Source organism: Methanosarcina barkeri str. Wiesmoor (assembly GCF_000969985.1).
In the GTDB taxonomy this organism is placed as follows: domain Archaea; phylum Halobacteriota; class Methanosarcinia; order Methanosarcinales; family Methanosarcinaceae; genus Methanosarcina; species Methanosarcina barkeri_B.
Map to the genome: position 1 here is coordinate 3,221,175 of NZ_CP009526.1, position 21,395 is coordinate 3,242,569.

Annotated in this window: 25 protein-coding genes and 1 pseudogene; 9 read left to right on the forward strand and 17 right to left on the reverse strand. The window is 39.2% G+C overall.

The features are described from left to right. Nucleotides 1-43 precede the first annotated feature (43 nt). The 12 genes from MSBRW_RS13415 to MSBRW_RS13445 form a co-directional block, all read right to left on the reverse strand. Nucleotides 44-328: a hypothetical protein gene (locus MSBRW_RS13415; protein ID WP_048102805.1), complete on the reverse strand. Its 285-nt coding sequence runs from the start codon at nucleotides 326-328 to the stop codon at nucleotides 44-46. Then, nucleotides 325-708, reverse strand: a complete 384-nt coding sequence (locus MSBRW_RS13420; protein WP_011307208.1) for a hypothetical protein — start codon at nucleotides 706-708, stop codon at nucleotides 325-327. Before MSBRW_RS13420 ends, MSBRW_RS13415 begins: the two co-directional genes overlap by 4 nt. Beyond that, nucleotides 708-1,100: a hypothetical protein gene (locus tag MSBRW_RS13425; RefSeq protein WP_048102804.1), complete on the reverse strand. Its 393-nt coding sequence runs from the start codon at nucleotides 1,098-1,100 to the stop codon at nucleotides 708-710. Before MSBRW_RS13425 ends, MSBRW_RS13420 begins: the two co-directional genes overlap by 1 nt. Beyond that, complete coding sequence (locus tag MSBRW_RS22440) at nucleotides 1,100-1,237, reverse strand: hypothetical protein (RefSeq protein WP_155398292.1); 138 nt, start codon at nucleotides 1,235-1,237, stop codon at nucleotides 1,100-1,102. The genes MSBRW_RS13425 and MSBRW_RS22440 overlap by 1 nt, the downstream gene beginning before the upstream one ends. Further along, complete coding sequence (locus tag MSBRW_RS13430) at nucleotides 1,238-1,678, reverse strand: hypothetical protein (RefSeq protein ID WP_011307207.1); 441 nt, start codon at nucleotides 1,676-1,678, stop codon at nucleotides 1,238-1,240. It lies immediately after the preceding gene. Beyond that, nucleotides 1,678-1,917 carry a hypothetical protein gene (locus MSBRW_RS13435; RefSeq protein WP_048102803.1) on the reverse strand — a complete coding sequence of 80 codons (240 nt, stop codon included), beginning with the start codon at nucleotides 1,915-1,917 and terminating at the stop codon, nucleotides 1,678-1,680. The genes MSBRW_RS13430 and MSBRW_RS13435 overlap by 1 nt, the downstream gene beginning before the upstream one ends. Further along, complete coding sequence (locus MSBRW_RS13440) at nucleotides 1,917-2,174, reverse strand: hypothetical protein (RefSeq protein WP_048102802.1); 258 nt, start codon at nucleotides 2,172-2,174, stop codon at nucleotides 1,917-1,919. The genes MSBRW_RS13435 and MSBRW_RS13440 overlap by 1 nt, the downstream gene beginning before the upstream one ends. Nucleotides 2,175-2,395: 221 nt before the next feature. Then, the gene (locus tag MSBRW_RS22445; protein ID WP_155398293.1) at nucleotides 2,396-2,560 is read right to left on the reverse strand and encodes a hypothetical protein; all 165 of its coding nucleotides are present in this window, start codon (nucleotides 2,558-2,560) and stop codon (nucleotides 2,396-2,398) included. Then, entirely contained in the window at nucleotides 2,557-2,730 is a 174-nt protein-coding gene (locus tag MSBRW_RS22450) for a hypothetical protein (protein WP_155398295.1), read from the reverse strand. Before MSBRW_RS22450 ends, MSBRW_RS22445 begins: the two co-directional genes overlap by 4 nt. Before the next feature lie 98 nt (nucleotides 2,731-2,828). Then, complete coding sequence (locus tag MSBRW_RS22455) at nucleotides 2,829-3,023, reverse strand: hypothetical protein (protein ID WP_155398297.1); 195 nt, start codon at nucleotides 3,021-3,023, stop codon at nucleotides 2,829-2,831. Next, nucleotides 3,020-3,298 carry a hypothetical protein gene (locus MSBRW_RS22460; protein WP_155398298.1) on the reverse strand — a complete coding sequence of 93 codons (279 nt, stop codon included), beginning with the start codon at nucleotides 3,296-3,298 and terminating at the stop codon, nucleotides 3,020-3,022. The genes MSBRW_RS22455 and MSBRW_RS22460 overlap by 4 nt, the downstream gene beginning before the upstream one ends. A gap of 1,056 nt (nucleotides 3,299-4,354) precedes the next feature. Continuing rightward, the gene (locus MSBRW_RS13445; protein WP_329957339.1) at nucleotides 4,355-5,638 is read right to left on the reverse strand and encodes an acyltransferase family protein; all 1,284 of its coding nucleotides are present in this window, start codon (nucleotides 5,636-5,638) and stop codon (nucleotides 4,355-4,357) included. A gap of 1,366 nt (nucleotides 5,639-7,004) precedes the next feature. On the opposite strand from MSBRW_RS13445, the gene MSBRW_RS13450 reads away from it, so the two are divergent. The 3 genes from MSBRW_RS13450 (at nucleotide 7,005) to MSBRW_RS13460 (ending at nucleotide 10,484) form a co-directional block, all read left to right on the forward strand. Continuing rightward, complete coding sequence (locus tag MSBRW_RS13450) at nucleotides 7,005-8,210, forward strand: U32 family peptidase (RefSeq protein WP_011307205.1); 1,206 nt, start codon at nucleotides 7,005-7,007, stop codon at nucleotides 8,208-8,210. 487 nt (nucleotides 8,211-8,697) lie between these two features. Next, a complete protein-coding gene (gene mch, locus MSBRW_RS13455; RefSeq protein ID WP_011307204.1) occupies nucleotides 8,698-9,663 on the forward strand; it encodes a methenyltetrahydromethanopterin cyclohydrolase in 966 nt (321 codons plus the stop codon). Between the two features lie 353 nt (nucleotides 9,664-10,016). Continuing rightward, a complete protein-coding gene (locus MSBRW_RS13460) occupies nucleotides 10,017-10,484 on the forward strand; it encodes a DUF2124 family protein (protein ID WP_011307203.1) in 468 nt (155 codons plus the stop codon). Between the two features lie 140 nt (nucleotides 10,485-10,624). On the opposite strand, the pseudogene MSBRW_RS21380 reads toward MSBRW_RS13460, so the two are convergent. Further along, a pseudogene (locus MSBRW_RS21380) lies at nucleotides 10,625-10,894 on the reverse strand (transposase); the annotation flags it as partial. 253 nt (nucleotides 10,895-11,147) lie between these two features. Here MSBRW_RS21380 and MSBRW_RS23555 point away from each other — a divergent pair. The 3 genes from MSBRW_RS23555 (at nucleotide 11,148) to MSBRW_RS13470 (ending at nucleotide 13,195) form a co-directional block, all read left to right on the forward strand. Beyond that, nucleotides 11,148-11,486 carry a hypothetical protein gene (locus MSBRW_RS23555; protein ID WP_011307202.1) on the forward strand — a complete coding sequence of 113 codons (339 nt, stop codon included), beginning with the start codon at nucleotides 11,148-11,150 and terminating at the stop codon, nucleotides 11,484-11,486. Nucleotides 11,487-12,120: 634 nt separating this feature from the next. Next, complete coding sequence (locus tag MSBRW_RS22470; protein ID WP_196297999.1) at nucleotides 12,121-12,294, forward strand: hypothetical protein; 174 nt, start codon at nucleotides 12,121-12,123, stop codon at nucleotides 12,292-12,294. Between the two features lie 97 nt (nucleotides 12,295-12,391). Beyond that, nucleotides 12,392-13,195 (forward strand): hypothetical protein, encoded by an 804-nt coding sequence (locus MSBRW_RS13470; RefSeq protein WP_011307201.1) that lies wholly within the window; start codon nucleotides 12,392-12,394, stop codon nucleotides 13,193-13,195. Nucleotides 13,196-13,379: 184 nt separating this feature from the next. Here the strand turns inward: MSBRW_RS13470 and MSBRW_RS13475 are convergent, their stop codons facing one another. The 3 genes from MSBRW_RS13475 to MSBRW_RS23950 all read right to left on the reverse strand — a co-directional run bounded on the left by MSBRW_RS13475 (nucleotide 13,380) and on the right by MSBRW_RS23950 (nucleotide 15,069). Next, nucleotides 13,380-13,574 (reverse strand): hypothetical protein, encoded by a 195-nt coding sequence (locus MSBRW_RS13475; protein ID WP_011307200.1) that lies wholly within the window; start codon nucleotides 13,572-13,574, stop codon nucleotides 13,380-13,382. 433 nt (nucleotides 13,575-14,007) lie between these two features. Further along, complete coding sequence (locus tag MSBRW_RS13480) at nucleotides 14,008-14,793, reverse strand: hypothetical protein (protein ID WP_011307199.1); 786 nt, start codon at nucleotides 14,791-14,793, stop codon at nucleotides 14,008-14,010. Nucleotides 14,794-14,946: 153 nt separating this feature from the next. Continuing rightward, nucleotides 14,947-15,069, reverse strand: a complete 123-nt coding sequence (locus MSBRW_RS23950; RefSeq protein ID WP_268990264.1) for a hypothetical protein — start codon at nucleotides 15,067-15,069, stop codon at nucleotides 14,947-14,949. An 8-nt stretch (nucleotides 15,070-15,077) separates the two neighbouring features. On the opposite strand from MSBRW_RS23950, the gene MSBRW_RS24490 reads away from it, so the two are divergent. Then, a complete protein-coding gene (locus tag MSBRW_RS24490) occupies nucleotides 15,078-15,419 on the forward strand; it encodes a YwbE family protein (protein ID WP_230669764.1) in 342 nt (113 codons plus the stop codon). A 289-nt stretch (nucleotides 15,420-15,708) separates the two neighbouring features. Next, on the forward strand, nucleotides 15,709-17,085 hold the full coding sequence (gene glmM / locus MSBRW_RS13495) for a phosphoglucosamine mutase (protein WP_011307197.1): 1,377 nt from the start codon (nucleotides 15,709-15,711) through the stop codon (nucleotides 17,083-17,085). A 218-nt stretch (nucleotides 17,086-17,303) separates the two neighbouring features. Here the strand turns inward: glmM and MSBRW_RS13500 are convergent, their stop codons facing one another. Beyond that, nucleotides 17,304-18,218 carry a beta/alpha barrel domain-containing protein gene (locus MSBRW_RS13500; protein ID WP_011307196.1) on the reverse strand — a complete coding sequence of 305 codons (915 nt, stop codon included), beginning with the start codon at nucleotides 18,216-18,218 and terminating at the stop codon, nucleotides 17,304-17,306. Between the two features lie 599 nt (nucleotides 18,219-18,817). Here MSBRW_RS13500 and ppsA point away from each other — a divergent pair. Then, nucleotides 18,818-21,265, forward strand: a complete 2,448-nt coding sequence (gene ppsA / locus MSBRW_RS13505; protein WP_011307195.1) for a phosphoenolpyruvate synthase — start codon at nucleotides 18,818-18,820, stop codon at nucleotides 21,263-21,265. Nucleotides 21,266-21,395 lie beyond the last annotated feature (130 nt).

Here is a 21,395-nt window from a genome sequence, read left to right on the forward strand (position 1 = left end):
TTCTGGTGCTCATTCGGAAAAAGAAAAGTATAGAGGGACTGACTCACGCTAACGCCCCCGAAAATATACCTCTATATCTTAACATCATAGCGATATTTGCAAGGTCTACAAGTTCGTCTATGGTGTTTTTTGATATTTTTGGGGACTGCTCACCATCAATAGAAGTAATGACTTCTTCAAACTCTTCTTTGAGTTTGTTGATTAGGAATTCAAGATCACAGTACATCCAAGATTCGCCTTTTTCTGGATCGTGCTTTCTCATTGTCCTTTCCATTGCTGCAGCAAATCCTAAGATTTCAAGCCGAATATCAGAAGGAGGAAGGGTCACGCTAACGCCCCCTTTATAGCTGTTTTCCAAGACAGATGTTTTTCACCATTCCAGGATCCAAGCTTAAGTTTTTTTGCAGGAACCCTTATGTAGATAAAAGGAGTTCCTGCTTTTTGCACGATCAAGATATAATCGCCTTGCTGTTCCACCAGGGCTTTATGTTGTTCAGCTCTGAAACAGAAACGACCGTTTCTAATTTTTGATTTTAATGAGGCATCTGTTGTTTTTTCCTGGCAGGATTTGACTTCAACTTTTACAGAGTCAATTGTGAAATCAATGAGCCCACAGTATTCAAAATCTGCAGAAGGATTAAGAGTTTGTACTATGTGTTCCATGTTGCAGCCGTTGTTTGACGCTGCTGTACATGATTCGACGGACATTAAGACCGCCTCCCATTGTGAAGGAATTTGTCACATTTTCCACAATAAGGTTCTTGCCCGAGTCCTATACACTGTCCGATCTTGTTTACTTCCGAAAAGTAATAGTATCGTTCCGCCCACATAACAAGATCAGCCCAGCAATAGCGGTCTAGCTTATCCAGCTGATATATTATTTTGAAACGTAGGTATTGTTCTAGAGAGTCCAAGGCAGATAAGACAGTGTAGATAATTGGATGTGCGGGAATCCACCTATTACATGGCCCGGTTACAAAGGGTTTCCAAGGATTTGGGCAGTGCTCAGAATAGATGTCTGAAAGGTGCTTACAGTTTCCGCATTTTGGGAAAATGTAAGGGTTTGTAGGATGAGAGGTAAGAATCTGCTTGAGGGACATTAAAAAACAACCCCCTGGAAGATCACCCATTTTAGAACATGACCGCATGAAGGGCAGGTTACTTTTTCCTCTTTTTCGGACACTGTGCGGGATGTTTCGCCGCCGAAGCCGCATTTTTTACAGTGAATGAGGGACACTTAGACCGCCCCCCTGCCTGTGGCAACTTGAACTAATTTTTGTATTCGTTTTCGTTTGTTGAAGCACTTCGCACAAACTGCATTAATGGAGCGTCCTTTGAAAGGTATAGGGTCACGATAGAGCCTGTCAGTTTCCCCGCAGATGTCACATTCCAGCAGTCCGGTATGATCATAGATTCCACGCAGGAGTGAGTCTTTGTCACGTAGGACAACCCCCTCCGGAAGATTGGAGATATCTGCGTCTGCAATGATGTTAGCGTGCAAGTCAGAGAGTTGTAGACCGTGACGATAGACATGAGGGTCTACAAAGTACCCGTTTTGTTTCAGACTTAGGATGCGGGTGAATGCAAATTTTTTTGCGTCCTCTCTTGAGATTGCAATGACTGCAAAGCCGTATTGAGGTAGGTCGATGTGTACAAAATAGGCCTGGCGCTGGAACATCAGATCACCCCCAGGCAGAGAAGGACCCCACGAATGGAAAAGAGCCAATAGATAAGAAAAAGGAAGGCTGTTGTTTTTGCTCCTGCTGTCCAAGAGGTAATAGCGAGCAAGGGGTTAGAAATGCAAAAAAAACCCTGGGCTGCAAGATTGTTGCCTTCGGAAAGAAAGATTACTCCGGAGAGTCCGCAAACGGTTGTTAGGATCTCGACAGAAAAACGAGAGTGTGAGGCTGTGAGCATCAGAACGCGCCCCCTGCCAGTATAAAATTTTTTACATCTTTTTTATTTACTGCGACCCACCCAGGGAGATTATTAATTACGTAACAACCTCCGTTTGGCGCGATTTGGTTTTCTGGGTCATAAACATACGTAATGAATAGTACCCCACAAATATTTTGGAGAGAGCAAAAGCCTCTATAATATGAGCTGTAAAAAGAGACATCTGCTCCTTGATTGAGCATTGTGGATAAGATAGCAGCCAGAGTTTTTACTTTCATTGCTTTCCCTCCGCGAGTTGTGCAGCATAGCAAACTATCGCGCAGATTCCAGCCAGGAGGAGGAAACTGAAAGTTCCGAGTGCTGAAAAGACGACCCTTAAGATATTCATTGTCTCACCCCCTGAGAAACATATGCGTATGCGAAATCTCTGTAGATCCGGGCTTTTTCTGTGAGGCCTTTTTTGTGCATGTCTATGCTCTTGAGGAAGATTTCGCAGAAGTTAGGCTGCATTTTGCATCGCCTCCCGAGCCTGAGAGCTGACAAGGGGATTTTTAACAATAGTCCTGATTACGACCCCGCATTGAGGGCAGGATTGAAGAGTTTTTCCGGTTCTGTGCTCTTCGTGTGGTAGGCCGTGGAATTTACAGATAGGACAGGAGATCACAGGACCGCCCCCTCAGGATAGAAGGTTTCCAGGTTTGGAGTCTGAAACAGGCTCCTGATGAGTTCTTTTTGAGTGTCGTGATTAATAGAAGTAATACGGTAGTCTTGAAGGTGAGATTTCAGCCGTGCTTTCCGGGTTTTGTGAACCGGAATTTTTACAGGTACGTTCACAGCCCCACCCCCTTAAGGAGACAGAAACAGCACCAAAGCATAAGGGCTGTAAGGTCAAGAAGACAGAAAATTGAGTATATGCGAGTGGAAGCAGACATTTAGACCGCCTCCTGCGAGAGTTTGATGTTTTGATTACGGATGTTGGGAAGGTGCCTGATTTGTATTTCAGTGCCTGCGCAGCTTGAGCAGAGACGTTTGCCGTTTATGAGCGGTTTGGTCACAGGCACGAATGTCACACGACAATTTTCGCAGAGTTCGTATTTGTTAGAACAGTGGATTTTATCGCGTCTCATGCCTTCGCCCCCTTAGGCATGATGAAGGAAGGAAGTTTTCCGTTATTGCGAGCTCGTGTGGAGACTGACCTAGTGACTGGATCTTTGAAAGTTACGCTGCATCGTCTGCACATGTAAGTTTTGGAGCGAGATCTTTTGTAAATATTGGTAGATCCGCAGAAGGGACAACATGTTGCAGTTCTTTCTTTGAACTGGAGAAAGGTTTTAGCTTGGTTGTTTGCGTCACTGGTTGAAACTATTGAAGAGCTACCGCTCTTAGGTGTGGTGTTTCTCATTGTGCATTTCCTATGATTAGTCCAAGAACTCTGGTAAAATTCCTGTCTAAACAGTCAATAAGAAAATACCTAGATAAATAGGTATTTATCCTGAGAGGAGAGTATAAGAAGTATAGCTATTTTACTGACCTGCTGGTAACAGGTCCCTAGCCCAAGAGAAGGAATACTTTTTTCAAAAGTGCGTTTCCGACCTTCTCTAAAAGGTTAATGGGTTTTCGGTGAAATGGCTGATAAGTAAGGCGCAGGGAGGCGATTGAACTTCCTAAAGTTCAGTTCTCCCCCTCAGCGCTTCTCCTAAATTCTTTTTCAAAAATTGATTTTATCCTTATATCTATATTATATATTCTGATTTTTGGCGGTTGCCGCGTCGGTTCCCAGTTCGATCTCAACTGCCTGGTTTTCAACATACAGCTCTTAACTAATTTTTAATGTGCAATATGCAAAAGCAATGTGTTGTCCTCTACTTCCACGATGTGAGGTTTCTTCGTGCTACGTTCACGCCATACTCACTATAATGTTGTGAGCCGTAAGTTCATTCACAATAATAATTACAGAACAGAAAAAAACGACTCAGTATCAAAATCCAGTGATGAACATAAAATAAAAAATCACTAGATTTTATAATTGGTCCCAATCTTGAAATACAATTTTGGGATTGAAGTCTTTAGATGTCGAATATTGATGTTGATGAAAACTGGATTCTTCTTGCGGATTCAGATTTTCAATCAAGAAATACAAAAATTACTAGATTTTGGAACAGGGTCAAAAAACGGAAAAAAGATAATTTTGAAATAATCTTATTTTCCTAGCTGCTTGAGTTAACAAAATGAGTGAAATTACCCTTGGTTCTCATATGGAACCTGGATAAATTAGCCTTCTTGACTCAGTTCAGTATCTTCATTATAATTCAGCCCTCTTGAGCGTAGCGAAAAGGGCACCGTCCTCCCGAGACGGGACTCGGGTGACGGAACTCGGGTGACGGGACTCGGGCACTAGAGGTTTCAGTTCTGGATTTTAAAACTTCTATTTTTTCACAGGAATTTTTCTACCAGGCACTCACTTGCTGAAGCTATTTAAAAAGCCTACAAAGGAGAATTCTTTGTAAGGCGCTTTCTTATGAAAAATATGCTTTTTCAAATTTAATTCAAGAATCTGTAGGTGATACGAGATGACGACCAAGATAGGTAGTGCTATGAAGATAAGGATAACATCATGCAGGATTGGACTACTTATAAAGTGTGTCCCTGAGTTCCAGAGCGCCAGAAATGGCCTATGGAACAAATAGATACAATATGAAGCTGTAGCGACATATGTAAACACAGAGCTCAGGGAGCTTGAAAATTTATTATTGATAAATTTCATTGCAAATCTGTATTCCAGAACACAGAATATTATTACGAATAAGTTAAGAAGCACAGAATCAATAATGAATTTTAAAGTAGTGTAACTCAGGCCCAATGAATTTGCCATACTTTCTAGCATCGATACCACCGTAGAAGACCCTATAGTGCCGCTACTTGCAGATTCAATAGTGAATGAAGTATTTTGATCCAGGAGAAGGGTTGTTCTTGAGCCCAAAACGATAACCAGTACAAGCATAGCAGGAAGGGCAGCCAGCAGTATCTGGACAAAAGGATTTTTCCTGTTAATTATCATTGACTTTTCAAATAGGCTTTCTTTACAGGTAAGAATCCCAAAAATGAATATTGGGAAAAACGTATAAAAGCGGTACTCAATAATGTTAAAAGTTCTTGAGACTAACAAGCACCCGATAAATATGAGAGAAGAATAAAGTAAGATCTGTTTTGAACTTTTTGAAAGCATAATGATAAGCGGGTAAATTGTATAGAAGACAATTATTAAACCTACAAAATATAATGTTAGCATTGGGGATACATATGCAGGAGCAAGGAAGATTTGTAATCCCAGTACATGCATTATTAGATTGTAAAAACTAAACACATGTTCAGCATTGGGAAATTCAAAACCTGAGTTTAGCTTTGGAGCAAATATAAAGAATACAAGTGTAAAAGCGGCGATAGCTGCCCAGTAAAGAGGAAAGATCCTCAGGAGTCGCTTTCTATAAAAAGACAATACGCTCTGGAATGAGTTTATTGAATGGTTATTATAATATAACAAATATCCACTCATAAATATAAAAAGTCCCAGTCCCATATTTGCAACAAAAGGATCAACAGCATAAAGAGCTAACTTGATATAAGCGAAAGATAAAAAATTACTTAAGTGAGCCGGAATAATCATTGCTATTGCTAAAGCCCTCAAAAAATCAAATGCAATTATTTTGTTTTTCATAGTCTCAATCCTATAACGAAATCTCATATAAATCTCATATAAGCGTTAATTTGCTTTTGTAACACCTATTTACTGATGGGTCAACTGGAGAAAATAATTATTATTCAATAATCGTACATGTACTAAAAAAGTACCACTTTCCTTTCTATATAAACTCTACGATATTTGTATTCAACTTTTTATATAATAGCTATTAAGGTGCTAATTTTTATGTTTATTACTACAGGTAAAACTTAGATCTCGTAGATAAATTAAATATCTCGTATAAAAATAAAATGCTTCAAATGTACTATAATACAGAAAGTTTATTGATTTTAGTAAGTTTCTTGAAATCTGGGTCTATAAACATCTGGGTATATGAACACAGCACATGGAAAATAAGAGGCGGGCGGCAAAGATCGAAATCCGGTGAAAAGGACAGGAAATGTTTCCAACTGCTCTTTTCTCTATTAAGTATTGCTCTTGGAGTCACTACGAATAAAGAACGAGCTCATCCCAAAACTTGAAATTTGCTTCTTGGGCCTTGTATTTCTAATATTCAATTAAGCACAAGATCATGAAAATATCTTTGAAACCCCTCAACGATTAAGAATAAAATATCTTTTGGGATAGGCTCAACGAAAAAAACAGTACAGAAAAATTTTTGCCTGCAGGTATCTGCTGGAGGAAAGACGAAAGTTGTAGCCGATCATTCAAAAATATATTTAAAAAACTTTTAGTAAAACATTAAATAATTAGCAATAACTGAAATTTACTCTCTTAACAAATATTCCAATTTCACAAGCATTAACATTTACCTATAATCTAAAATGAAAATCTAAAATGAAAATCTAAAATGAAAATCTGAAATGAAAATCTGAAATGAAAATCTAAAATGAAAATATTTTCTTAGTAATTTTGCCAGTTATGATTAAACTCAAATAAGTAATTTTTTTAAAGTTTGATGGTACCTTTCGACCAAAAAATAAAAAGTAATTTTGGTGCTGATACAGTCATTAATTTCATTTTTGAAAAAGTTCTACTTTTTTCTTATTCTGCCTTTTTTCACCAAATTTCTAAGCTTATTTATCTCCCCTTAAGCTTATTCTTCTCCCATTTCTTTTCTGAATTCTATGTAATCTCTCTCGACTTCTTCGAGTTCGTATTCCATTTTATCCCCCCGTCTTCAATTAAAATAACAGTAATTAATTCTTGAGTTTGTTTATTAACAATAACTACTTATTCAAATTTACCTTAGTCCCCATTTTGAAAACGCTCTTCACTTATATATAGTTATCTGTCAACCAACAATTCTTACGATTAACTGCCACAAGTTGACATTGTATTATGAGATTTTTTGTACTGTATTGGACGATAAAATATTTTAAATGAAAGATAGGTGTTTTTTATCTTCATGCGTAAAAGTTCAAAACCTGAACTCCTTGTAGGGATCAGGAATCTTTCAGGGCTTAAGGCCTGCTCAGGATATGCAGACGCTGTTTACTTTTCAACCGACAGGCTCAGCCTGAGGGCAAAAGCAAAAGAAATTACTCTGGAGACTCTTGACGATTTTGTCTCTGAGGTAAAAACCAGAGGGCTCAAGGCCTATCTGGCTGTAAACTCGACAGTAAATGAGGACAGGCTCGGAGATGCATCGGACGTGATAGCTGCAGCTTCGAATGCAGGAGTAGACGCAGTAATTGCCTGGGACCCGGCTGTAATTCTCAGGGCACGGAAAGCAGGGCTTAGAATTCACATCTCCACGCAGGCAAATATTACCAACCATGAAACTGCAAATTTCTACAGAAACCTTGGGGCCGAAAGAATTGTGCTTTCAAGAGAACTTTCCCTTGAAGAGATACGGAAGATAAACCAGCAGACTGAGGTAGAAATCGAGACTTTCGTCCACGGTGCAATGTGCATGGCAGTCTCAGGCCGATGCCATCTGTCAGCTTACGTTCTTGGTAAATCCGGAAATTGCGGAGAATGCACTCAGCCCTGCCGCTGGGAATGGGAACTTCATGGAGAAAACGGGCTTGTTGCTGCAAGCCTTGGAAAGTACCTTCTAAGTGCAAAAGACCTCTGTATGATAGGGCATATTCCCGAACTTCTTGAAGCGGGAATAGCTGCCTTTAAAGTGGAAGGGCGGTTGCGGGATCCTGGATACCTTGAAATGGTTTCCCGTTGCTACAGGGAAGCTATCGACGCCTGCATAGAAGGAAACTATACTCCTGAGAAAATAGAAGCCTGGAGGCGTGAACTAGCTTCGGTTTATAATAGGGGTTTTTCAACTGGCTTTTACTTTGGGGTTCCAGGCCTTGAAGGCTTTTCTCCTGAAAAAGGTATGAATGCCTCGGAAAAGCAACGCAGGGCTGTTGGAATTATTGAAAATTATTATACGAAACAGCAAGCTGCAGCCGTCAGACTTCTCGAAGAAGGAATTTCAGTTGGAGACGAGATCGTAATTGAGGGAAATACGACTTATTTGAGGCAGCAAGTCCGTTCCCTGAGGAATAAAGGAGAAACTGTTGAAAGGGCTGAAAAAGGAGACATGGTTGGCCTTGCCGTTGAAGGGACCGTTCGAAAAAATGACAGAGTTTTCAGAATACAATTGAAATAAGTGAATTAATGTATTGTATTTAAAGAAATAAATATACTATTTAAAATAATAAAACAGTATCTATATATTGGATTCTTCCTATACGGGTAGCAAATCACAGGAAAGAAAAATTACAGGAAAAAGGTAATTGCAGGAAAGAATTACTCTATCTTATTCCAGTAATGCTCTCGATCGGCTGGATACCTTTTATCGGTAAAAATGCTCTCGATCGACCGGATACCTTTTATCGGTAAATAATCTTGTCTGTTTACCCTGATCAATGGACTGGATCTTTGCCCGGGTAAACTGTCCCGATTAATTCCCGATCCTCTGATCGATAGTACCTCTGATTGAGATTATTCTTTACAAACAATGTTCTTTATAAGCAATTCTCTGACCGATAAACAGTATCCTGCTCCGCAGTAAAAGCAGGTAAGAACTTACTTTCTTACTGAATGAGAAAATATTTTCTGTTTATCCCGGAGTCAGTAGTAGTATAGGTGATACTTTGATAAGCGTCAACGAAATGGGATCAAACGTCATTGAAGAGATGCTCGACTGGAGCGAAGACCTGAAAACTGAAGTACTCAAGCTCAATAACGGGGCTACGGTTATTGACTGCGGAGTTAAAGCCGAGGGTGGATATGAAGCTGGAATGTACCTCGCAAGGCTCTGCCTGGCCGACCTTGCCGATCTCAAATACACTACTTTTGATCTGAATGGTCTCAAATGGCCTGCTATCCAGGTAGCTACTGACAATCCAGTAATTGCATGTATGGCTTCGCAGTATGCCGGCTGGAGAATTTCTGTAGGCAATTATTTCGGAATGGGTTCGGGTCCTGCACGTGCCCTTGGCTTAAAACCTAAAGAGCTCTATGAGGAAATTGGGTATGAAGATGACTTCGAAGCTGCAGTCCTGGTCATGGAGTCCGATAAACTCCCTGATGAGAAAGTTGTGGAATTTATTGCAAAACACTGCAGTGTAGACCCTGAAAACGTAATGATTGCTGTTGCTCCTACTGCCTCTATTGCTGGTTCTGTCCAGATCTCTGCCCGCGTTGTAGAAACCGGGATCCACAAATTTGAGTCTGTTGGTTTTGACATCAACTGCATTAAAAGTGGATATGGAGTTGCCCCAATTGCTCCGGTTGTCGGAAAAGATGTACAGTGCATGGGCTCGACCAATGATTGTGTGATCTACTGCGGCGAAACCAACTATACCGTCCGCTTCGACGGGGAACTTGCCGAACTTGAAGAATTCGTAAAGAAGGTGCCTTCCACAACCTCCCAAGACTTTGGAAAGCCTTTCTACCAGACCTTCAAAGAAGCAAACTTTGACTTCTTTAAAGTTGACGCAGGTATGTTCGCTCCTGCCAGACTTACAGTAAACGACCTTAATAGTACAAAAACAATTTCCAGCGGCGGGCTTTATCCGGAAATCCTGCTTCAGTCTTTCGGGATCAGGAATGTTTAAAGGGTAAAGGGCTTTTTAATTTTTTTATTTTCTTTTCAATTTTTTAACTTTATTTTTACTTGTCCTTACTTCTCTTTTTACTTCTCTTTTTACTTCTCTTTTTACTTTCTAATTTCCAAATTCTTTTCTATTTCAATCTTCAAATTTTTTCATATTATATTTATTGTTCCTGGTGATAAATGAGATTTTTTTTTCCAGATTCCTCCCCTCTAAACACTGTTAACATCATCTATTTAAGTAAATGCCTCCAATCCTACTGTAAAAATATAATGCTATAAAGAAATGCCATAAAGAAATATTATGAAGAATTGTTCAAACACAAAATTTTACTGAAAACTTAAGGAGAGAATTTAGTGCCAATAGTAAACACTTCACAGGGAGTAGGAGGCATCCTGAACAGTTTCAGGGGTCTTGTCGAAGGCGCAAAGAAGATTACTTTTGTGGGAACTCCAGGGTTCTGCACACCTTTTGCCGAACTTATCGGTTTTGTAGTCAGGGACCGGGAACTTGCTTTTATTTCTAGCGACAATTTTGAGAAAGCCAGGTCTATCTACATGGATCGTGAAGGTATGCAGCTCGGAGATCTTACAGATAAACATGCTGATGTTGTCGTCCTGCTTGGAGGGCTTTCTATGCCAAAAATAGGGATTAGCCCTGAAAAAGCAAAAGAAGTTGCCAGTAACGTCCTTGAAGGCTCAGAGAATGGAAAAATTATCGGAGTCTGCTTCCAGTCTGCATTCATGCAGCAGAAATGGGACGAAATAATAAATTTTGAGTATATTATCAATGCCGACCTGGCAGTTGAGGTATTGCAAGTCTGAAATATTCTGAAGTATATTTTCAGGAATTATTGAGGCTTCCAGGCAGAAAAATTTCCATTTTACTCTTTTTACTTTTCCTTACTCTTTTTACTTTTCCTTACTCTTTTTACTTTTCCTTACTCTTTTGGCTCTTCGCTATTTCATGTGGGTAACTCAAATTTTAGTTTTCCTAATTTTAGATAGATCATACTAATAAAATAACATATGTTTTTAACTCCTCCTGCATTTCTTTTTTGAAACTGTACAATACTGTTAATACTCTCGAGAATTCTATTTATTGTTTTGGAGTCAAAATAGTTCAGTACTCTTCCCCAATGTTTTTTAACATTATTTGCTGCTTCAGTTATTGTAGTTAATCTGCTATGAGCCGCCCAAAAATACCACTTTTTGAGGTATTGAGTAAATACTTTGGTCTGTTCCTATTTTAGAAAAGCAGATCTGAATTTGTATTCAAAAGCAGAAGATGTTCTTCAAGATTCTTGACAATTCTGAAAATTAAACTGGATCTTATAGTTAGTAGAGATTAACTATTTATAAGCCGATATATATTATTAATTAATTTATATTAATAATATGTATTTAATATCCAATCTTAATTTTTTTATTTAACTGCACACTTGTATTCAGCTGGATTTAAGGGCCAAATTTGTATGGGGGTAAAGAATGAAAATTAAATTGATAGTTTCTTTACTATTAATCTGCCTGGTATTTTCAATAGGATCTGCACAAGCACAGTTCGGGGGGAGAAGTTGCGAGCCTGTAACGATATCAGGTATAACACCTGATACATTTGAGTGCCTGAAAACAAATCTTCAGAGCTACGGCATCGACGTTCCACCTGGAAACAAAGGGGAACTTTCGGGAAGAGGGATTACCGGAAATTTTGAATGGGACGGAAAGTCTGATCTCACTTTAACAATTACAAGAAAACCTGTTTTCATCAGCTGCGAAACTGCAGACCGTGAAATAACACGCTTCATAGATGTATGCAAACGCGCGTAAGAAAAAACCTGGTTTAAAGGATAGGTAGAAGGGAATTGGAAATTCAAGGCTGCCAGGAAATTGAATTTAAAAATATGAATCTGTGAGATTTTTAAAACTCTCTTTCCGCAGATGTCCGTACAATTTTCACAATTTTTTCTGCTATCGTTTTTTCTGCTAATTGCATGTGATGTTTAAAGAATTATTTTTAAAATGTTCTACAATTTTCGGCATTTTTACCTTCAATGAAAACTTTCAACTCGATTTCCCAAAGCTTCAGTTGAGATAATAACAAGAGATTTTTGAGAAATTATCCAAAACCGATAGCAGGAAAATTGTTGTTTTTTTGAGAACATCTGCGGAAAGTCAGTTAAAATATAGATCTGACACCTTTTTTCTGTTTTTCTTCTACAGGCCGTCTTAGTTTTTCTGTTTCTTTTCTTGCCGCTTACATTTAGGTAATCTCAGAAACTTATCGTCTTTGCACGACAAAATCAACAAATTTTCTCGACTATACTAATGCCATGGCAATTTAATTATGGAACATATTGGGAGTTTAGATCAATATAAAGGGTTCCAGAGTCATTGAGCAATCTAAAATTAAATTGTCGAAACACTAGTGCATCGATTCCAAAGTATGTCAGGAATGAATTTTTTGAAAACCACGGAAAACACGGAAGACACGGAAATAAGTAGTAAAGGCATATTTCTTCCGTGCTTTCTTTCTTCCGTACTTTCCGTGTTTTCCATGGTTGTAGTATCCAGATCGAATCACTCTGCAGTCGGTTACGTTTTCCGTGTTACAGAATTCCATGTGGCTTTAAAATGATATTTGCGTCATAAGCTGTAATTATTTTCTTATATGCATCGATTTGGGAATCAATGCACCAGAAAGTAATTAAATGAGTACCAGGGAGAAGCACATTATGGACAAAAAAGTCATAATCCTATCAATTGCTTTTGCGGCTATAGCCTTTATTCAGCACTTAATTACAAAAGGCAATATTAATAGGGAAACACTCACGATTGCTATATTAAGTTCAATAGTTCTCGCATTTTACTTTACATGGTTTATACCTAAGCTCAACCTCAGGAAAAGGGACGCGTACTTTCTGATATGCATTACGCTGTTTGTTGTCGCGAGCCTTAACAACTTCATTGAGGCATACTTCTTCACAGATGTATTCAATACAACTTTTACTCTGGTAGCCGCCGTCACAGTTTCGTTATTGACCACCTTAATCCAAACGGCTCTTGCAATCTATATTCTAAAACCTGAAGGCAACATAACTCTAATAAATGCTATCCGTGAACACGTGAGAGCAAATGAGCATTACGTACTGCGTATTATAGCCGCATCCCTTGTCTATTTTCCAGTGTACTTAATATTCGGTCTCATCATATCACCTTTCGTGATCCCCATATACACAAACTCTCAGAACGGCCTTTCAGTCCCCTCTTTCTCACTTATGTTCCCGCTTGAGCTAGTGAGAGGTGCAATATATGCCATTGTCCTTGCAGCAGTTTTTGCCAGCCTGAAAAAGCAGAAGAACCTGAATTTCAAAGTGGCTGCAACTCTATTATTTATTCCAGGCGCCTTCATACCGCTCCTTTCAAGTCTCACACAGGCAAATGCATTCAGCCAGGTCGCTCCATATCACATATTCGAAATTCTCGGTGATTCCATAGTTTATGGTTATATAGTATCCCGAATTTTTCCTAAAGTGTAATCTCAGAAATTTACAATTTCAGCTTCTGTCTCTACAAGTAAATGATTATGAACATGATTCTGAGCATAAAATTGCTGGCTGGATTTTTTAATATCTTAGAAACTCTGGCAACCAGCGTTTAGAAAACATTTAATTTTGAGTTTTTGGACCGCAGATATGTATAGCTTTTTGGGTTCCCGAGCACTCAACGACCGCGAAGCGGGCGGCCTTTCCGAAGAAAAAAGAAGAAATAAATTAAATATGAAAAAACAGCAATATTATCGTTTTTCTCTTTATTCCCTTTCTCTGCTTTTATTTTCTCAAGCAAAACCTCCGCCGTCTCGTAATCCCTGCCTTCTCTTTTTGCAATTTCAGCCTCTGTCTCAACATAAATTTTCATGACAAAATCTTACTGAAACCAAGATTAATCAGATTTTAAAAGGAAAAGATTTTCTTCTCATTTGCTCCACACCTTGAACAACCGTAAAAAAGAGAAGTTATGGAAAGATTCTTGACTCAGTATATTATCTGACTTTTCGCGGGATTTCTTCAAAAAATAGCATTTTTCCTGTGATCGTTTTTGGAGAATGATTTGAAATTTTTGGTCATTATTTCAACTGAAGCTTAGGTAAACGACTTCTGGAAGTTCTCAATGAAGGCAAAAGGCCAAAGAGTTTGTAAAATTTCGAAAATACATGTTTGAGTAGCTAGGGCAGTTTTCAGAAAAAACGATAGTAGGAAAAATTATGAAATTGGAAGGACATCTGTGGAAAGCCAATACTATAAATAAACTCAAAATTAAACAGAACAAAATTAAATTGATATTACAATCTCTACACTACGTCAATAGAAACTTTAGCGTAACTTATCTCTTCGATTTCTAAATCTAATGGGTTGAGCGTTTTTAGAACAGTTCGTAAATCTGGTAACAAGAAGTTTAGAGATTCAATCTTAGTATTAACGTTTCCTAAATTGGTTCCATGAACCATACGATTTCTCATACTTGTCAATTTTTCCCAAGAATTGCTCCTAACGTTTATTCCGTGCTTTGCTAGTAACTCTACATTGGAAAAAATATTTTCACAATCATTACTCTGCAAACTGAGATTTATTTTCTTTAGACTCAAAGCTTCTTCCAATGCACTATAAACTATTATAATCGCATTATTAATTTTAGGATGTATTTGATTCTCATCAGAGTTAGAATAGTCTGAAAGAAGCAGTTTTTCAGCTTCATCAAATCGTTTAACAATCAGATACCATTTTTGAGCTAAATATCCTTGATGCAACCATTCTATTGTTTGGTTAAGAGTATCGACAGATGCTCTTGCATCTATTAACGTAATTTTGTACGGCAAATTATGTACCACTACATTTCTTAACTCACGGACAACATGTAGCTTGAAACCTAAGGGACGTGAAATAATTTCTTTGTTGATTAAAAAGTCGATTGCAGTCTTTGCATTCTTTGGCTGAGAGTTAGTATTATCATAATAAATATCACTTGTAATATTCTCAATGAACTTACCAATCTCATAGCAAATATCTTCATAATTTTTACATAAAATAGATTTCTCGACTTTCGCAACAACTTCTCTTTCAACATCGACGTTTATCATATATTATCTCCAAAAGAAAATATATTGATCTCTAAAATGTAATAATTATTGTTTGTTCCAGCCCTTCTTCCTCTTTGTTATCTCAAGCAAAACCTCCGCAGTCTCATAATCCCTGCCTTCTCTTTTTGCAATCGCAGCCTCTGTTTCAACAAGTTAACCGGAAAATGCCTTTGCAAGAATGGACTGCCTTAGTTTTTCTGTTTTTTCCCTTGCCACTGAAACATTTGCTTCAATCGAATCCGTAAAAGCAAACAGAGCATTAACACTCCAGATCATTTCTTGCTTTGTTCGTTTTTCATAAAGAAAAAGCCGCTTCGCTTCGCGAGCGGGACAAGAACGAACAAGATACAATAGTAAGGCTGTACTTTTTCAAATTCAAATTTATTTTTTCAAACGTACACCTTTATATAACTCCAGATTTACCTTCTGCCATGAACAACGGTACTGTCAGAGCAAATATTAAAGAAGGACTGAGTGTAGGAATTGTTTTAAAAGCAGACCAGAGAACCGGAAAAATTACCCGAGGCATTGTAAAAAGAATTTTAACCAACTCTTCAACGCATCCACACGGAATAAAAGTGCAGTTAACAGATGGCCAGGTTGGAAGAGTCAAGGAAATTTATTGAAAACTACAGAACAAATTATAAGTCTTTTCTTCCCGATATCGAGCTTTCCAATCTCGATGTAGAAGCCTCATTTTATAATTTTCTAAGTGCCTTGTCCATGCCTTGTCCAAATCGACTTTTTGAAGGAGAATATAATGAGCTATTTTATAATACAATAAGTATAAAAAATATAGAAAAAATGTAAAAATCTAACTTATGGATTTCTACAAAACATACAAAAACTCATTTAATAGGGATTAACTTCCCAGACCAGTGCAATTTATGCTTAAATCTAATGGGGGAGATTTAAATGGTATTATTCGGAACAAACGGCGTACGAGGTATCGCCAATGAATATATAACTCCTGAACTGGCAGTCAATTTAGCCAGATGCCTTGGTACATATATGGGGTCTAAAGGCACTGTTGCCATAGGGTCTGACACTCGAATATCGGGCCAGATGCTGAAATCTGCCGCAATTGCCGGGGCTCTTTCTACAGGCCTGAGTGTAATCGATATAGGGATAATCCCTACTCCTTCTATCCTGTATTATGTACGCGACTTCGCAGATGCCGGAATCATTGTAACTGCGTCCCATAATCCCAGACAATATAATGGGATCAAATTTATTGCAGGAGACGGCTCGGAGTTTTCAAGAGACGCAGAAAAAGACATAGAGAAAATCTATCATTCCGGAGAATACTCCATTGTATCCTGGGAAAAAACCGGCAGCTTCAGAATCGATCCTGGAGTCAATGAATATTACGTGAGAAACATTATTAAATCTGTAAATGCCGAAGCCATCCGCAGCCGCAAATTCAAAGTAGTTACAGACACAGGCTGCGGAGCAGGTTCCCTTACTCTTCCTTTCCTGCTCAGGGAACTGGGCTGCCAAGTCTTGACCCTTGAAGCCCAGCTTGATGGAACATTCCCCTGGAGAAATCCCGAACCCTTACCTGAAGCCCTGACCGAACTTACTAATCTTGTAAAAATGACAGGCTCTGATCTGGGAGTAGCTCAAGATGGGGATGCGGATAGAGTAGTATTCGTGGACGAAAATGGACAGTTCGTAAACGATGATGTTCTGCTTGCCATGATAGCAAAATATATGGCAAAACATGAAAAAGGTCCTTTAGTGACTCCTGTTAGTTCTTCTCAGCGAATGGTCGATGTCGCAGAAGAGGAAGGTGTCAAATTATACTGGACTGCTGTAGGCTCCATAAACGTTGTCCGAAAGATGATGGAAGTAAATGCAGTCTTCGGAGGCGAGGGTAATGGAGGCCTTATCTTCCCCAAACATCAATACTGCAGAGACGGAGCGATGGGTTGTGCCAAGGTCCTTGAAATCCTGGCAAGTGGGAAAAAGCTTTCCGATCTTGAAAAAAGTGTACCTCACTACTTCAACGAAAAGACCAAAGTGCCTGCTAAAAATGCGCATGCTATTATGGAAATCGTGAAAAATGAAGCGTCAGGACTTGGGCACAAAATAGACACATCTGATGGAGTTAAAATCTGGCATAAAGACGGTTGGGTTCTGATGCGTCCCTCTGGTACAGAACCAATATTCCGAATCTTTGCCGAAGCAAAAAATCAGGAAAGGGCAGAGGAACTTATGCAGGAAGGCCTGGACATGATAATAAGAGCAGAGAAAAGCTCTCGACTCTCAAGTAAACTTTCTCCAAGCTAATGGTTATTATTTAACGAAATAAAGAAGTATAAAACCGTAGGCCTAACGGAATAAAGAAGGCATTAAAACCGTAGGCACAAATGATCTTCAGTTCTCAAACTTAGAGTTACTCTTAGAGTTACTCTTATTTTTTGAATTTCAGACCTATTTTTCTTTTTATTCCCCTTTTTCCTTTAATTCCCTTTTTCCTTTAATTCCCTTTTTCCTTTAATTCCCTTTTATTCCCCTTTGTAGATTTTCAGAGCTTCTTCAACGGTTGCGTCCTCAATGGTTACGGCATAGATAGCATTACACATACGGATAGCTTCCTCAAGGGGCTTCTGGTGAATGTTTCTTCCTGTTGCACTTCCCATTGCTCCAGAGATATGGATCTGATCATGAAGCTTTTTCAAGAAATCATCAACTTCGTCACTGGCACCGCCTGCGCAAACGACTTTAGTACGCCCGGCTGCTTTAATAGCTTCCTTAAAAGCCTCAGCAGAGTTTGCTCCTTCCTTTTCTGGATAGTTAACCTTTGCAAAGTCGGTGCCAAGGCAGGCTCCAACACCCGTTGCGCCAGCGATTAAGTGAGGATCTTTTTCATCTATTACAGCAATGCCACGAGGATAGAGCCAGAGTACTGAGACCATTCCATGCTGGTGGGCATTATAAACTACCTGGGCAGCCTGCATAAGCATCTCGGCTTCGAATTCACTGCCAAGATAGACAGTGTAACCTACTCCAAGGATCTTGAGCCCACTGTTCTCTTTAAATTTGACTACTTGATCTACATCGTACCAGAGATTGCTAAAAGGGTCAACCTGAGAAGTTTTTACGAGATTAGTCTTCGAATTTATTTTCACAAGATAGGGCACGTTTTTGTAGTCCATACCGTAACGTGCAATTAACCCGAGCTGGGTTGCAAAAACGCCTATCTTTGCTTTTGATGCTATTTCGAAAAAGTGTTCTGGATTAGCATCGTCTTTAGGTATTCCTTCCCCATAAAAATCATTGTTTAAATGTTCTACTTTCTGGTCTCCTGCAAATAGCATTAATTTCCCACTTTCTCGAGTAATTTCCATATAGTTTTTCAGGTATGTTGCTCTCTCTGTTTTCGGGACATCTAACGGTACTTTTTCGAGATCCATATGCATAAAACCCCAACTTTTGTGCTCTGGATTTCTCGTCAACCAGGCAAATCCAATTATATAAATAATAGTATTTTAATGTAATTTGCAGAATAATTATTCAATTGCATTACTTAATTGTATAAATCCTATAAAGGGACAAAATGGGGGTTCATACGAAGTCGTCACTGGAAATCGGAAGTTAATGGGTATACCCGCCACTGGCCCTATCCAGAAAAATTTTGTTACCTGCTACAACTTTTCGCATGCAGTAAGAATAACCTGAACGGAATAAGATATTATTTATGATAGACTATTGTACCCTTTAAGCAACAGAATATGATAGACTATTGTAACTTTTAAACATGTCACGTTGACTTTTTGTCACGTTGACTTTTTGTCACGTTGACTTCTTGTCACGTTGACTTTTGTATAGATTTTCAAAATCAGAACAGACTGAATAGGGGAAATTCATTTCTGTCATCGACGCATAAATTGCAAATGGAGCCTCTTGATTCAAGAATATCGTACACGTTCTGGGGAACGTTCCAAATAAGGTATGAGATCTTAGACACATTTTGTAATTATTTTGACAATAAAATAATTTTAGAGGAGATTTCGGGGAAATGTCTGAGAACAAAAGTAAGTACATACGCTGGTTTGATGAGACTTCGATTGAAGATGTTCCGCTTGTAGGCGGAAAAAATGCCTCTCTTGGAGAGATGTACAGGGAACTCACTCCAAAGGGAGTAAAGATCCCGAATGGTTTTTCAGTTACTGCTGAAGCTTACTGGCATGTTCTCAAAGCCGGAGGGATTCTGGAGAAACTCAAACAAACAATGGAAGGGCTAGATACCTCGGATGTGTCAGAACTTGCAAAAAGGGGAAAAGCTGCAAGGGACCTGATCCTTGAGGCTGGAATTCCGGATGACCTCTGGCAGGAAATTAAATCCGGGTATGACCGCTTATGTGAGCAGTATGGAGAAAATACCGATGTAGCCGTGCGGAGTTCAGCAACGGCTGAAGACCTTCCAACTGCTTCTTTTGCGGGCCAGCAGGAATCTTTCCTGAACATCAGGGGTTATCCCGCGCTTCGAGATGCCTGCGTACGCTGTATTGCCTCGCTTTTTACTGACAGGGCTATTTCCTATCGGGTAATAAATAATTTTGATCACTTTAAAGTGGCACTGTCAATAGGAATAATGAAAATGGTCAGGTCTGATCTGGCTTCCAGTGGAGTTATATTTACTCTTGATACGGAAACCGGATTCAGGGACGTAGTTTTCATTACCGGTTCTTACGGGCTTGGGGAAAATATTGTGCAGGGACAGGTCAATCCGGATGAGTTCTACGTTTTCAAGCCAACTTTCAGGGAAGGATATAAGCCGATTATCGAGAAGAATTTAGGGGATAAAGAAATTAAGATGATCTATGGGCAAGGCGGCTCCAAAACACTTACCAGGAATGTAAACGTTCCTGAGGCTGATCGACGTCGTTTCTGTCTCAGTGACGAAGAAGTGCTTAAACTTGCATGGTACGCTATTACCATTGAAGATTATTACTCAAATAAATATAAGAAATCCATGCCCATGGATATCGAATGGGCAAAGGATGGAGCTACAGGGGAACTTTTTGTAGTGCAGGCAAGACCTGAGACTGTACAATCTCAGAAAAGCAGAGACATTCTAGAAACTTATGTGCTCGAAAAGAAATCTAATGTCCTTACAAAAGGCAAGAGCATAGGAGACAAAATTGCTGCTGGAAAAGCGCATGTAATCCCTAATGTTTCAGATCTGCCTTCTTTTAAACAGGGAGAGATCCTGATTGCTGATTCTACAACTCCGGATTGGGAGCCTGTGATGAAAATAGCGGCTGCAATTGTTACGAACCAGGGAGGTAGAACTTCCCATGCTGCAATTGTTAGCCGGGAACTTGGAATTCCGGCAGTTGTAGGGACAGTAAACGCAACAGAAGTTCTCAAGACAGGTAAGGAAATTACCGTAAGTTGTGCGGAAGGTGAAGATGGACTTGTGTATGAGGGAATTCTTCCTTTCCACAAAGATACATTGAGCCTTAAAGACACAAGACGCCCTAAAACCGCAATTATGATGAACCTTGGAAATCCTGATGAAGCTTTTAGCCTTTCCATGATCCCAAACGATGGAATTGGGCTTGCAAGGCAGGAATTTATTATCTCAAACTATATCAAGATCCATCCAATGGCTCTAGTGCATCCTGAAAAGGTCAAAGACTCTAAAGTCCTTCAGGAAATCGAGAAACTTACCCAAAACTCCGATAACAAAGAAGAATATTTCGTAGATAAGCTTGCTCAGGGCGTCGGAACCATTGCTGCATCTTTTTATCCTAAGGATGTTGTAGTCCGTACAAGTGACTTCAAAAGCAATGAGTATGCAAGCCTGCTTGGAGGCAGCTACTTTGAGATGGAGGAAAATAATCCAATGCTGGGTTTCAGGGGAGCTTCCAGGTACTTTAATGAGCGTTACAGGGAAGGTTTTGCTCTTGAATGCAGGGCTCTGAAAAAAGTCAGGGAAGAGATGGGGCTTAAAAATCTTATTATTATGATTCCCTTCTGCAGGACAGTTGAAGAAGCTCAAAAAGTAATTGCCGAAATGGAGAAAAACGGGCTAAGGCGAGGAGAAAATGAGTTGCAGATCTATGTTATGTGTGAGATTCCAAATAATGTCCTTCAAATCGACAAATTCAGTGAATATTTCGATGGCTTCTCCATAGGCTCAAATGACCTGACCCAGCTAACCCTCGGAGTTGACAGAGACTCGGAAATTCTTACTGCAGAATTCGATGAGCGGGACCCAGGTGTTACGAAAATAATGGCAATGGCCGTGAAGGGAGCAAAGCAGAATGGAAGGCATAGCGGGATCTGCGGACAGGCACCCAGTGACTATCCCGAAATCGCAGAGTTCCTGGTAAAACAGGGGATAGATTCTATTTCACTTAATCCGGATTCGGTTATGAAAGTCACCCTTAAAGTTCTGGAAACGGAAAAGGGGCTGGGAGGTAAAAAAGAAGCGGAAAAAATAACCGGTGTTCATTAAGGAGAAGGTCTGTCCAAAAAGTGTTGTGATCTACTTAGTTTTTACAACAGGCATTATGCAAAATAGGAAGTTACTCGAGCATGTAGACCTGTTGTAATATCACAACACGCATCAAAAAAGCCTTTATTGA